The sequence below is a fragment of the Azospirillum sp. TSH100 genome (genome assembly GCF_004923295.1).
In the GTDB taxonomy this organism is placed as follows: Bacteria; Pseudomonadota; Alphaproteobacteria; order Azospirillales; family Azospirillaceae; genus Azospirillum.
The window spans coordinates 670479-682612 of record NZ_CP039635.1; the positions used below are offsets into that span (position 1 = coordinate 670479).

The 12134-nt window shown below is 66.3% G+C and carries 12 protein-coding genes and 1 pseudogene; 3 read left to right on the forward strand and 10 right to left on the reverse strand.

Translation table 11 applies throughout. The annotated features are described in order from the left end of the window. Positions 1 to 6: 6 nt before the first annotated feature. The 4 genes from E6C72_RS15555 to E6C72_RS32010 all read right to left on the reverse strand — a co-directional run bounded on the left by E6C72_RS15555 (position 7) and on the right by E6C72_RS32010 (position 4088). Complete coding sequence (locus E6C72_RS15555; RefSeq protein WP_109083818.1) at positions 7 to 621, reverse strand: membrane integrity-associated transporter subunit PqiC; 615 nt, start codon at positions 619 to 621, stop codon at positions 7 to 9. Then, positions 618 to 2192, reverse strand: coding sequence for an intermembrane transport protein PqiB (locus E6C72_RS15560; RefSeq protein WP_158280092.1), 1575 nt, complete (start codon positions 2190 to 2192; stop codon positions 618 to 620). Before E6C72_RS15560 ends, E6C72_RS15555 begins: the two co-directional genes overlap by 4 nt. Positions 2193 to 2251: 59 nt before the next feature. After that, positions 2252 to 3604, reverse strand: coding sequence for a paraquat-inducible protein A (locus tag E6C72_RS15565; protein ID WP_109083816.1), 1353 nt, complete (start codon positions 3602 to 3604; stop codon positions 2252 to 2254). Between the two features lie 79 nt (positions 3605 to 3683). Next, entirely contained in the window at positions 3684 to 4088 is a 405-nt protein-coding gene (locus E6C72_RS32010) for a hypothetical protein (protein ID WP_199228642.1), read from the reverse strand. A gap of 68 nt (positions 4089 to 4156) precedes the next feature. Between E6C72_RS32010 and E6C72_RS32715 the strand changes: the two genes are divergently transcribed. Continuing rightward, positions 4157 to 4525 (forward strand): FCD domain-containing protein, encoded by a 369-nt coding sequence (locus E6C72_RS32715; RefSeq protein ID WP_371298445.1) that lies wholly within the window; start codon positions 4157 to 4159, stop codon positions 4523 to 4525. A gap of 9 nt (positions 4526 to 4534) precedes the next feature. On the opposite strand, the pseudogene E6C72_RS32720 reads toward E6C72_RS32715, so the two are convergent. Then, positions 4535 to 4690 (reverse strand): annotated as a pseudogene (locus E6C72_RS32720) ((2Fe-2S)-binding protein); the annotation flags it as partial. Positions 4691 to 4868: 178 nt separating this feature from the next. On the opposite strand from E6C72_RS32720, the gene E6C72_RS15580 reads away from it, so the two are divergent. Further along, the gene (locus tag E6C72_RS15580; protein WP_348981106.1) at positions 4869 to 5183 is read left to right on the forward strand and encodes a winged helix-turn-helix domain-containing protein; all 315 of its coding nucleotides are present in this window, start codon (positions 4869 to 4871) and stop codon (positions 5181 to 5183) included. Beyond that, a complete protein-coding gene (locus tag E6C72_RS15585; RefSeq protein ID WP_247875438.1) occupies positions 5180 to 6070 on the forward strand; it encodes a cell wall metabolism sensor histidine kinase WalK in 891 nt (296 codons plus the stop codon). The genes E6C72_RS15580 and E6C72_RS15585 overlap by 4 nt, the downstream gene beginning before the upstream one ends. Before the next feature lie 50 nt (positions 6071 to 6120). Here the strand turns inward: E6C72_RS15585 and E6C72_RS15590 are convergent, their stop codons facing one another. The 5 genes from E6C72_RS15590 to E6C72_RS15610 form a co-directional block, all read right to left on the reverse strand. Further along, positions 6121 to 7260: a S9 family peptidase gene (locus E6C72_RS15590; RefSeq protein WP_199228641.1), complete on the reverse strand. Its 1140-nt coding sequence runs from the start codon at positions 7258 to 7260 to the stop codon at positions 6121 to 6123. 375 nt (positions 7261 to 7635) lie between these two features. Continuing rightward, positions 7636 to 8439, reverse strand: coding sequence for a FadR/GntR family transcriptional regulator (locus E6C72_RS15595; RefSeq protein WP_109083815.1), 804 nt, complete (start codon positions 8437 to 8439; stop codon positions 7636 to 7638). A gap of 128 nt (positions 8440 to 8567) precedes the next feature. Continuing rightward, a complete protein-coding gene (locus E6C72_RS15600) occupies positions 8568 to 9332 on the reverse strand; it encodes an SDR family oxidoreductase (protein WP_109083814.1) in 765 nt (254 codons plus the stop codon). 17 nt (positions 9333 to 9349) lie between these two features. Further along, positions 9350 to 10549, reverse strand: coding sequence for a mandelate racemase/muconate lactonizing enzyme family protein (locus tag E6C72_RS15605; RefSeq protein ID WP_109083813.1), 1200 nt, complete (start codon positions 10547 to 10549; stop codon positions 9350 to 9352). A 57-nt stretch (positions 10550 to 10606) separates the two neighbouring features. Beyond that, positions 10607 to 11644, reverse strand: coding sequence for an L-idonate 5-dehydrogenase (locus E6C72_RS15610; RefSeq protein ID WP_109083812.1), 1038 nt, complete (start codon positions 11642 to 11644; stop codon positions 10607 to 10609). Positions 11645 to 12134: the final 490 nt, after the last annotated feature.

Sequence of the window (12134 nt, forward strand, 5' to 3'; positions counted from 1 at the left end):
TGGTGTTCAAGAAGCCGTAAGCGCGTCCGCGATACGGTCGGCAAGGCGCGCGAGAGCCCGGCTCAGCGCCAGGACGAGCGCATCCGGTCCGGGGCCGGCGGGACTGACGGTTTCCTCGACGCTCCGTTCAGCGGGAGGGCGTGGGGAATGGGGATGGCGCAGGACGAAATGCGCGGTTAGAACGGCGCGTCCGTCGGCGTCGGCCTCGAACCGGTCGATCCTGACCTCGACCAGGACAGCTGGAGCGCCGACTCCGTCGATGGCGCCGGTCGCGATGCCACTGACGGCATCGGTCACGGTGGCGGCGGGCAGCCGGTCGGCCAGGTTCCGTCGCAGCACGGCGGCAATCAGGTCGCCCGGCGCGGCTGCCCATTGCCCGCCGGTCGGAACCAACCGGGTGTCGCCGGCCAGTCTGAGAATGTCCGGGCGATCCAAGGCGCGCGCCACCGTCACGTCGCGCAGTTCGACCCGCGCCATGACGTCCGCACGCACGGGTCCGGCAAGCGGTACAGGACGGAACCAGTCCAGCCGGGCGGAGGTGCAACCGGCCAGCGACACCGCGAGCAGCCATCCCAGCAGGACGCGCCGGCCGGTGGCCCCGGGGAAATATCCGGCCGTCATGGCCCGCGCCCCTGGATCAGGGCCTCGGGGTGGCTCTCCAGCAGTTCGGCGAGCCGGCGCAAGGCCTTGGCGGCCTCGGCAGCCTGCCGCACACCCTGCTCAGTCTGCCGCCGGAACGACGACTCCGCGCCATAGCCTTCCTCCAGAGAGCGTGCCAATGTCTGCACGGCGTTCAGGGATTGGGCGCCGGCCCGCATCAGTTGCGGCAACTGCGCCATGGCCGGTCCCAGCCCGTTGTCCGCCTTGCGCAGAAGGGTCCGGGCACTGCCGGCCAGCCCGTCGATGGCGGCGAGGGCCGAAACCAGTCGGGTGCCGATCGCCTCCAGCGGGAGGGCATCGATCCGGCCCGCCACCGCGCTGAGTGCGGCAATCGGATCGCTTCCCGTGCCGGGGAGCGACGGCAGCAGGATCGCGCCGCTGCCCTCCACCGCCTGTGCGATCGCCGCCGGCCCGTCCGGCTCCGGAGCATCGTTCCAGTGTTCGATCGACAGATGCTTCGCGCCCGTCAACAGATTGCCGGTCCGCAGCGCGATCCGATAGCGCTCCCCAGCCCGGCCGGACAGCAGGCGCTCTGCCTCGGACCGGGTGCTGCCGCTCCCAAGGAGGCGGTCCGGCTCCACCGTCAGGTGAACGGCCACGCGAAACCGCCGGGTCCTGGCGTCGTGGACCAGGCCTACGGCGGTGACAGTGCCGACCCGCAGGCCCTGAAGATCGACGGGAGAGCCGACGCCAAGACCATCGATGGCCTCATCGAAATAGGTGAGGATCTCCACCCGGCCGGCGGTATCGGCCGCCGCAGCCACGCTTCGGTCCGCAAGCAGCGGGAATGCCGCACCCGACGGCGCCGCCGGTCCTCCCAGCTTGTCCGGCGGGGTTTCGAAGGCGATGCCGCCACCCAGGGCCGCCCGCAGACTTTCCAGTTCCAGAGTCAGACCGGTCGAGCCAAGATCGAGGCGGATGCCGCTGCTGTTCCAGAAGCGGGTCTCGGCCCGGACATAGCCGTCATAGGGGGCACGGATGAAGATCCGGAGCGTGATCGGGCCATCCGCGACCGGCGGATCGACATCCAGCACGGAACCGACCGGCTGATCGCGAAAGCTCACGGTCGATCCGGCCGACAGCGGCCCCAACCTTTCGGTTTGCAGAAGATAGACGGAGCCATGTTCCCCGGCGCGGATATCGGGAGGCTGATCGAGGCCGGTGAAGCGGGTTTCCGGCTGCGTTTTGGCCATCCCGGCCGGGTCGAACTCGATGTATGGGCCGGTCAGCAAGGTTTCGAAGCCCGACAGCGCCTCGGCGCCGAGCCGGGGCTGCACGATCCAGAATCGGGCGCCTTCCGTCAGCCAGCCGGCAAAGGTGCCGTCGATCCTCGCGGTGATGCGCAGGTGCGAGCGGTCCTCGGCCAACCGCACCGCCTCCACACTGCCGATCTGGGCCGAGCGATAGCGGATCTGGGTCTGGCCGGCGACAATGCCCGAGGCGCTCCGGAAGTCGATGGTGATGGCTGTTCCCCGCTGACGCCATGCCTGGTAACCGACCACCACCGAGAGGGTGGCCGCCAGCACCGGCACCAGCCAGACCCAGGAGAGCGTTCGCCGGCGTCGTCCGGAGGTGTGGGACCTCAAGGTCATCACCGCCTCCCACAGGACGGGACGGCCGCCGGGCAGGTGCCGGCATCCCACAGCAGCCGCGGATCGAATGCCCTGGCGGCCAGCATGGTCAGGACGACCACCGCTCCGAAGAAGATACCGCCGGGACCGGCGACGACCGAGGCGGCGGCATCGAACCGAAGCAGCGCGATCAGCACGGCCACGATGAAGACGTCGATCATTGACCAGCGACCCAGCGCCTCGATCAGGCTGTAGAGACGTGTGTAGATCCAGGCCCGGTCGCCGGACGGCCTGCTCACATGCAGAAGCATCGCCGACAGGCCGGCAAGCTTCAGCAGCGGAAACAGGACACTTGTCACGAAGACGATCACCGCCAGCGGCCAGAAGCCGTTCTCGGCGAAGGCTGCGACACCGCCCATGATCGTGTGGGATTCAGCGTGACCCAGCCGGATCAGCGTCATCACCGGCAGCAGATTGGCCGGCACATAGGCGATGGCGGCCGCCGTCACCAGGGCCCAGCTTCGCGCCACGCTGTCGGGTTTGCGCGACCGCAGCGGGGTTCCGCAGCGCGGGCAGGGTGCGCCGGGCGGCAGGAACGCCGACCGGCGGCAGCACGGGCAGCTTTGCGGGGGGGAGCCGGCCAGGAAAGGCGCCGGGTCTTCCGCAGCGTTGAGCGCATGCCAGATCGACTGCGGTTCGAACAGGGCATCGGCAACCAGGGTCGTCACCACGAAGGCGAAGAGGCCATAGGCCGCCGGCCCGACCTGAACGTCCGCCATGGTCGTGAGCCGGACATAGGCCACGATCCCGCCGACCAGGAAGATTTCGGGCATGCACCAGGCGCCGAGCCGATCGTGCCAGCGAAGCAGCGCCGCCATGCGGGGCGCCATCCGCTGCGGGGATCGGAACATGAGAAGGCCCGACAGCATCGCGATCCGCAGAGTCAGACGCAGCAGCGGCGCCATCACCACCGTCGCGACCAGCAGCAGGGCGAGCGGGGCGGCACCGTCCTCCAGGAAGAAGCGGGCACCGGACAGCGGGGTACTGTCCCTGTAGCGTCCAAGCAGCCGGATTGAGAGGAGCGGCGACGCAAGGGTAACGACGCCGAGGAGCCAGGCGCCGATGGACAGCGCCAGGGGCGTCGCAAGCGGTTCGTCATGATCCCGCCTGAGCAACTCGCCGCAACGCGAACAATGATGGCGGCGGCCCGGCTCCGGCGAAGGCAGCAGAACCGGTTGGCCGCAGGAATCGCAGATCTCTAGGCAGTCACCGTCGGCGTAGCCGGGAGCGGCGAAGTCAGGGGCGCCCCTGGAGTGGATCGGGGAACCCGTAGGGGTTCCGCCGCTCGAGGGCATCTGCATGTCGGCGGCCATGGCCTGTCCTGCGCTGATGACGACGTTGTCACGCTATCACCAAGCGCCGATCGCTGTAAACCGTCTAGACGGTATGTTTTTATTTTTGTGCGCAGGCCTGCAAGATGGTGGCCCCCCGTGGATTGAAGCAATGTTGAGGAATGAAGTCCTGCAGATTGTAATAAGCCGGCGGATGTCGGCAAACGATCGTGCTTTCATGCTCGCCTTTCGCCGAGGCCATCGGCCCGGTGATGGCGACGCGCAGGTTCTCCACGATCTCGGGACTCAGCGAGGGCAGGAAAGCGAAGGGAATGGCCACCGCGGTAGCGGATGGAAGAGTGGCGGTTTTCGCCATTGTCAGAACTGGCGGCAGTTCAAGGCCGACCATCGGGCGTTCCCGGCTCGCCGCCGACACGCTGATCATCGTCCACCCCCGCCACGGCTTGCAGATCGCGCCGATCGACTTGGCCCGCGAACGCCTGCTGCTGAAGCTCCGCCGCGACATCGAGCGCTTCCTCATCCGTCTGGCCACCGAGCGTTCAAGCCTTACCCCATCGCAACCATATGCTGCATATGGAGCGCGTACTGCGCGAAAGGCGCGCCACCATCACGTTGGCGGAATTCAGCACGCTGGACCGACGGATCGACCAGTTGATCCTGACGGCGGCGGGAGAACCCTTCCTGGAGCATACGCTCCGCCCGCTTCAGACCCTGTTTCGGCGGATCGGCTTCATCCATCACACCCACATGGTGGGGCAGACGAACCTCGACGGGACAATCGGTCATCATCTGGCGGTTCTGAACGCCGTAGCGAATCGCCACCCCGACAGGGCGGTCACCGCCTCGGATGCGCTGATGGATTTCATCGATGGTATGTTCGCTGCGATGGAAACCGGTATCGCCCCCTCCCTGCTGGGTTGCAGCATTGAGTCGTTGCTCTGAGGAGATGGTGCCGTCGATATGCACCGTGCAGGCGCCGCACTGTGCGACGCCGCAGCCGTATTTCGTCCCCGTCAGGCCGACATGCTCGCGAATGACCCAGAGCAGCGGCGTGTCCTCCTCGACATCGACCTCCACCAGCCTGCCATTGACCGTGAGTCTCGCCATCACTTCTCCCTGAGGGGTTGCATCGTCAAAATGGAACGGCCCGAACACACGCCGTTCCGGGCGGCGGTGAAATCGGATCGCTGGACAGGGGTGGATCAAGGCCGTCCTGCGCCGCAGCCGCAGCCGCAGCCGCAGCCTGCCCACCGAACCGGCCCACCGGCGTGGCGCCAGCCCGCGCGTGGAGTTCGACGGCTGGGTGCTGGACATGGGGCGGCGGGAGTTGACGGGCGCCGATGGCGTGGCGGTCTCGCTCAGCACGTCGGAGTTCCTGCTGCTGGAGGCGTTCGTGCGGCGCCCCGGCCTCGTGCTCTCCCGCGAGCAGCTGCTCGACCTGACCAAGGGCAGGGCCGCCGACGCCTTCGACCGCAGCATCGACAATCAGGTCAGCCGTCTCCGCCGCAAGGTGGAAACCGATCCGCGAAACCCGGCCCTGATCAAGACGGTCTGGGGCAGCGGCTATTCCTTCGCCGCCGACGTGAGGGATCTGCCGTGACCGGCCTGCTCCGCCGCCTCGTGCCGCGGACCCTGTTCACCCAGATGGTCCTGCTGCTTACCGCCGCCGCCGTCGTGGGAAAGCTGGGAAGCTGGGTCGTCTATCTGGACGAGCGCGCCCTGGCGATCCAGCAGCCGCGGCTGGACGACACCATCGCCAAGACCGCCGCGACCATCCGGCTGGTCGCGGCGACGCCTGCCGCCCTTCACGACGATGTTCTGGAAGCGTCCGGCAGCGCCGAATTCCGCTTCTGGTGGGATCGCAAGGAACTGGCCGCCTATGTCCACCAGACGGAGGAAACCCTTGCGGCGCGCGCCCGGCTCAGCGCCATGGTCGGGACGTCGTTCCGAGGTCCGGGTCCAGATCATGCGGCCTACCACGCCGAACTGCTCGACAACGGCGAGACGAAGCAGAGAATGCTGCAAAATGTCGAGGAGTTGCGGCTGACCGCCGAAGCCATCCTGAGCTTCGCCCGCGAGGAGGGTGGGGAGGAGGCTCGGGCCATGGATCTCGTCTCGCTGGTCGAGAGCGTCTGCGATGACATGGCCGATGGCGGCGCGGCGGCCGTGTCGGTGGCTCCAGCCGGTGCGGAGGTTCGTGTGGTGGTCGACGACCGCGGGCCGGGCATTGCGCCGGTGGATTTGGAACGGGTCTTCGAGCCGTTCGTACGCCTCGAACGGTCACGGAACCGCTCCACCGGGGGCGTTGGCCTGGGCCTGTCCATCGCCCGTTCCATCGCCCGGGGGCATGGGGGAGACATTGTCCTGGAGAACCGGCCGGATGGCGGGCTGCGTGCAACCCTCACCCTGCCGGCCATGCACAGCGTGGGCGACCGGCCGGCCGGATTTGGAGGGGCATTTGGAGAGGTTCAGCCGATGACGGGCTGAGCATCACTCCGGCGTCGGGAACGGCTCCGGACGGATGCTCTGAACCGGCGTCATTGCCCGGCAGCCGACGGGCCGTTTCGCCATCCTTCGGCAAGCTGCATGTTTTCCGCCACGATCCGGCAGTTCTTCACGCCTTTCTCCTGGCAGACCGTCAGTGCATGCTGGCGTGCATCCTCGATCGACTGGGCGCCGTAGAACCAGAAAAAGCCGTCGCCGCCATCGCCCATCGCGGCGGCTTTCTCGGTGGCGCTCTTCAGGTAGCGCTGCGCGCTGGAGCGATCTGCGGCCGGCAGGACGGAAAGGAGCGGCGCCAGTGCCTCGTTGCTCATCGCCGGCAGATGGTTGCGCCGCAGGAAATCATCGATCCTGGGGTTGAGCAGCACACTGGCTTCCTGCTTGTACAGGGTATGGCCATCCTTTTCGAAGGGCGGCAACCCTACGAATTCGACGTTTCCGCCTTCAGACCGGTATCCGCTCAACAGTCTCTGCGCCAGATCGGGACCGAAATAAGGGTCGTTGGCGGCGTAGATCCAGAGTGTCGGTGTCGGGTTGTCACGGCCGAAGCCGGAGAAATTCCGCACAAGGTCGTCCTGATACAAGGAGCAATTGCTCTCGGCGACGCCGACCTTCGTGTAGTGGTACACGCCGCCGGAGATGTTGACCGCCGCCGTCAGGGGCCTGTCCTTTCGTCCGGCGAGGTCGAGCATGGAAGCGCCGCCGATCGACACCCCGACGCCCAACGTCGTCGACGGGTCGACGTCGCTGCGGTTGCGCAAAGCCGCGAGAGCGGCGGCGAGTTCGTCTCCATGGGCATCGAGGAACAGGGAAACATTCGGCTGCGCGCAATCACCGGCTTTGTTCATGAAGGTTCCGGTCGAGCGGCCATAGCCGGGCCAGACGACCGACGCCGCGATCCAGCCACGATGGGCGAAATCATGAGCCATCTGCGCCAGCCAATCCGGGTGCATCTCGGATGGAGAGGCTCCCGCCGAGCCATTGACGATCAGCACCAAGGGAAATCTGTCGCCGGCAACCGGGCGGACCACCAGCGTTTCAAGCTGTTCCGCAACGGAACCGACCTGGATCGGCAGTTGGAGGCGTTCTTCCTTGACTGTATCGCCGGCAGCGCACTGTTCGGCAATTAAAGAAAATCCGATGCATGCTGCAAAAAAGAATTTCCAGGCCTTCATCTCCCGCCTCTCCATCAAAATCCAGCCTGTGTCTCAGCGCGATTGGCTGCGGCGATACTTTAGCCGGGAATTATGATGAATTCCTGGCGCTATCGTTACAGAACTATGGCGGATTGTGCAAAACTCCTGCACCGATTGGTTGGATGCTAGCAACGGAAGAACATGGACAAGATAAACGGGGGCACCGATCAGGCAACGTGAAGAGGATAATCTCAAGGAATTTCTGGTGGTCACTTGCTTCCGCGTCGGTGGGGACAATCACCCGCTGCGAGATCCTGGCGATGCTCCGCCAAGGGCAGGTCGCCGTGCGTCCCACCGACAACCCGCCCCACTCTGACCGCTCCTGTCCGCCGATGCCCCAATCGGCGAGGCCGCTCACACGGTCGCGGCCTTGGAGCGCCGCTTGCGAACCGGCTTCCCGGACTCCGCATCACCGTCCACCGGAGCGGTGTCGGTGTTGCCGTCACGGCGGTAATGCTCGTAGGACTTGTCGATATGCTGCTTCATCAGCTTTTCGGCTTCGTCGGGCTTGCCGCTCTCGATGGCCGCGATGATCGCGTCATGCTCGTTGGCGGCGGCATGCATGCGCCCGTCCTTGTAGGTGGCGTGCTGGTGCGAGAAGCGGAGCACGTCCGGCCCCATCAGGGCGATCAGCGACCGGAGAAGGTTGTTGTTGGTCGCTTCGGCCACCTTCAGGTGGAACAGGAGATCCTCCTCAAGCGTGTAGGCGTTGGCCTCGGCCTGCTCGCGCATCCGCTGCTGGGCCTTGCGGATTTCGGCGATCTGGGCGCCATGGGCGCGTTCGGTCGCCAGCCGGGCGGACAATGCCTCCAGCGCGCCGCGGACCTCGATCAGCATCTCCGGGCTGGTGTCGCCAGCGTTCAGGATGTTGCTGATGAGGCCGATCAGCACATGCTCGCTGAGATTTTCCACCACCGTCCCGCTCTGCGGCGATGTGCGGACGATCCCGAAGAACTCCAGGCGGCGCAATGCCTCCCGGACCGTGCCGCGGCTGACGTCGAAACGCTCCGCGAGCACCCGTTCGGCCGGCAGCTTCTGGCCGGCCTTGATGATCCGGCGGGCGATCAGGTCGCTGATCTGCTCGATGATGATGTCGGGCGGCCGCCGGATCTTGATCTTCTGAAAGTGGCGGGAGACGTCGAAATCAGGATCATCCATGCCGCTCTCCGATCACCGAACTGGTTCTCTGGTTTGTAATCGCTCCAGTTGTTTAGGCATCCTTGACGGTGGAGTCAATCGCAGGCCCCGCCGGGCGTCTCCGCCCGGCGGGGTGGGAGGTCACGAGGTCAGTAGACGGCCATGATGCCGCCATCGACGAAGATCAGCTGTCCATTGACGAAATCGGAGGCCGGCGAGGCGAGGAACACGGCCGTTCCGACCAGATCCGACGGATTGCCCCAGCGGCGGGCGGGCGTGCGCTTCTTCACCCAGCCGTCGAACTCCTCGTTCTCGATCAGCGGCTTGTTCATCTCGGTGACGATGTAGCCCGGACCGATGGCGTTGATCTGGACGTTGAACTCCGCCCATTCCGCCGTCATCGATTTGGTCAGCAGGCGGATGCCGCCCTTGGCGGCGGCATAGGGCGCCACGGTGACGCGGGCCTGCTCGCTGGTCAGCGACCCGATGTTGATGATCTTGCCCGCCCGCCGCGCGACCATGCGGCGGCCCGCCTCGCGCCCGACGAGGAAGGCGCTGGTCAGGTTGGTGTCGATGACCTTGCGGAAGTCCGAAACCGGGAAATCGACCAGCGGGCTGCGGATCTGGATGCCGGCGTTGTTGACCAGGATGTCGACGGAAATCCCCTGCTCGTCGAACCGGGCGAAGGCCTTCGCCACGGCGTCCTCGTCGGTCACGTCGAAGGCGGATTCATGGACGGTGTAGCCCTTGTCGCGCGCCCTGGCGGCGGCATCGGCGAGGGTGTCGGGGTTGATGTCGCTGAGGATGATCGCGGCACCGGCCTCGGCCAGCCCTTCGGCGATGGCGTTGCCCAGCCCGCGGGCCGATCCGGTGACGAGGGCGGTCTTCCCGCTCAGATCGAACATGGTGGTCATGATGGTGGGTCTTCCGGTTAGAGGCTGGTGCGGCGAACGCGCAGATCGGGACGCTCGAAGACGGCCGGCAGCAGTTCGGTGCCGAGCCCCGGCCCTTCCATCGGCAGGACATGGCCGTCGACGATGCGGGGCACCTCGGTGACGAGTTCGGTGTACCAGCCGGTGTAGAAGGCCCGCACCGACTCCTGGATCAGCGTGTTCGGGTTCGACAGCGAGGAATGGACCGCGGCGACATAGGCGACCGGACCGGTGCAGTCGTGCGGGGCGTAGGGACGATGGTAGGTGTCGGCGAGCGAGGCGATCTTGCGGCCCTCGGTGAGGCCGCCGGTCCACACCAGATCGGTCATCACCACGCCGATGGCGCCGGCTTCCAGCATGTCCTTGTAGGGGAAGCGCGATCCCAGCGTTTCCGAGGCGCAGATCGGCACGCTGGTCGAGGCGGCCAGCTCGGTCAGCGCGTTGACCGAGTTCATGCGGATCGGATCCTCGTACCAGGTGGGATCGTAGTCCTCCAGGACGCGGGCGATCTTCTTGACGGTCGGCAGATTCCACAGGCAGTGGAATTCGACCATGATCTGCATGCGGTCGCCCACCGCCTTGCGGATCTTCTCGAACGGTTCGACGGCGCGCTTCATCTGCTCGGCGGTGATGAACCGGCCGTCGTTGGCGATGGCGGCCGGATCGAACGGCCAGATCTTCATGCCGGTGATGCCCTGTTCCAGCAGGCTTTCCGCCAGCCGGCCGGCATCGCTCATGAAGCCGTTCAGATCCTCGTACGGCCCCTCGCTGGAGCCCAGGTTCCAGGTGTCGACCGGCTTGATCCTGTTGGAGCGCACATAGCCGTAGCCGGCGCAGGTGTTGTAGACCGGCACCCGGTCGTGGCAAAGGCCGCCCAGCATCTGGTGCACCGGCTGGCCGCAGACCTTGCCGAGAATGTCCCACAGCGCGAGGTCGATGGCCGAGGCGGCGCGGTATTCGGCGCCGGTCGAGGACTGCGCCATCGGCAGGTTCACCAGTTCGCGGGCATGGGCCTCGATGCGCAGCGGATCCTTGCCGAGCAGGCGGGCGGCCAGCACGTCATGGATGTGCGCCTCGACCGCGCCGGCGCCGTAGAAGGTCTCGCCAAGGCCGACGATGCCGGCATCGGTGTGGACGCGGACCCAGACGACGTTGGAGAACTCGTCCGTCCTCAGTGTTTCCAGCTGCGTGATTTTCATGGAGCGCTCGCAAGGGTGGGGTGGGCTTGCGCCGTGCCGGGGCACGGCGCCGCCGGATCAGAAGACGATCTGAACCTTCATGTTGCTGTTGCGGTCATGCGCCGCGGCGAACGCCTCGGCCGCCGCCTCGAACGGGAACTGCGCCGTGGCCAGCGGCGACAGGTCGACGCCGCCGGTGGTCAGGGCGGACACCGCCCAGGCGAATTCCTCGTGGAAGCGGAAGGAGGTCTTGAACGTCACTTCCTTGGCGAGCAGCCGGTTCAGCGGAATCGGGGTGAGGCCGGGCGCCAGCATGCCGACCTGGACGACGGCGCCGCCGGGGCGGGTGCTGAGCACGCAGGTCTCCACCGCCCTGGCGCTGCCCGACGCTTCGAAGCAGACGTCGAAGCAGCCGCGGTCGGCCTGCCAGCGGTTGGGGGTTTCGCTGTCGGCCAGCACGTTGACGGTTTCATCGGCGCCGATTTGGGCGGCGATTTCCAGCGGCTTGTCCGACAGGTCGGTGATGGTGATGTGCTCGGCACCCGCCCGGCGCGCGGCGACGGCGATCAGGCAGCCGATCGGCCCGGCGCCGGTGATCAGAACCCGCCGCCCGAGCAGGCTGCCGGCCTGCGCCACCGCATGGAGGGCGACGGCGAAGGGCTCGGCGAAGACCAGATTGGTGTGCTTCGTGTCGGCGGGCACCGGGAAGCACTGGAAATCGCGCACCACCAGCGTTTCACGGAAGGCGCCCTGGACATGGGGGAAGCGCGAGGCGCTGCCGAAGAAGATCATGTTGGCGCAGAGATTTTCCCGGCCGCCCAGGCAGTGCGGGCAGGTCCGGCACGGCTTGCCGGGATTGACGGCGACGCGGTCGCCGATCCTGGTCCGGGTGACGTCGGGGCCGACCTCGACGACATCGCCGCTGATCTCGTGGCCCAGGATCATCGGCTCCCGGACGTTGAAATCGCCGACACGGCCTTCGAAGAAATAATGGAGATCCGACCCGCAGATGCCGCCGGCAGCGATCCTGACGCGGACCTCTCCCGGTTTCAAAGCCGGTTCGTCGAGCGTTTCAAGGCGAAGGTCCTTTTGTCCATGCAGAACACAGCCGCGCATCTGGTCTCTCCTGAAAGGTAACGGCGCGCCGTCGCGCCTCGTGTCCGTGTGGGATGCGGTCCGATTATCCGATCCGCGGGCACTTCGTGCGTTGCCGGGGTGCCCGGCAGAGGCGGTGGTGCGTATCTGGTAAAGTGGACCAATATGCAAATTGGTCTTCTGGTTCGATGATTATGCCGGCTGCGCGGGCTTGTCAACATGGGCGTGTTCGGCCTTGTGGCCGGTGTCGGCGGCATAGGGCGGCGACGATTGCCGGCCTGCCGGGGGCGTCAGGAAAAATATGACGTTCTATCAACGGGATGGGCGTGAACATCCAAGCGGAGGGTTCTGCCGGGCCGGGGACTCGGTCGATGAAGGACCGGGCAGTCAAGGCTCTGCCCTGCGACCGTCGGTCGCACGTTCACAAAACATTTTGTGCATCCAGCGTTATGCAGTTGACAGGCCCTGGCCCGGTGCACTATCCACTGGAATAGAAGACCAGTGTACCAAT

Bases quoted from the DNA above. Each gene is read 5' to 3' on its own strand.
- E6C72_RS15555 (WP_109083818.1), bottom strand. From the start codon at position 621: ATGACGGCCGGATATTTCCCCGGGGCCACCGGCCGGCGCGTCCTGCTG.
- E6C72_RS15565 (WP_109083816.1), bottom strand. From the start codon at position 3,604: ATGGCCGCCGACATGCAGATGCCCTCGAGCGGCGGAACCCCTACGGGT.
- E6C72_RS32010 (WP_199228642.1), bottom strand. From the start codon at position 4,088: ATGTCGCGGCGGAGCTTCAGCAGCAGGCGTTCGCGGGCCAAGTCGATC.
- E6C72_RS32715 (WP_371298445.1), top strand. From the start codon at position 4,157: ATGGAGCGCGTACTGCGCGAAAGGCGCGCCACCATCACGTTGGCGGAA.
- E6C72_RS15590 (WP_199228641.1), bottom strand. From the start codon at position 7,260: ATGAAGGCCTGGAAATTCTTTTTTGCAGCATGCATCGGATTTTCTTTA.
- E6C72_RS15595 (WP_109083815.1), bottom strand. From the start codon at position 8,439: ATGGATGATCCTGATTTCGACGTCTCCCGCCACTTTCAGAAGATCAAG.
- E6C72_RS15600 (WP_109083814.1), bottom strand. From the start codon at position 9,332: ATGACCACCATGTTCGATCTGAGCGGGAAGACCGCCCTCGTCACCGGA.
- E6C72_RS15605 (WP_109083813.1), bottom strand. From the start codon at position 10,549: ATGAAAATCACGCAGCTGGAAACACTGAGGACGGACGAGTTCTCCAAC.
- E6C72_RS15610 (WP_109083812.1), bottom strand. From the start codon at position 11,644: ATGCGCGGCTGTGTTCTGCATGGACAAAAGGACCTTCGCCTTGAAACG.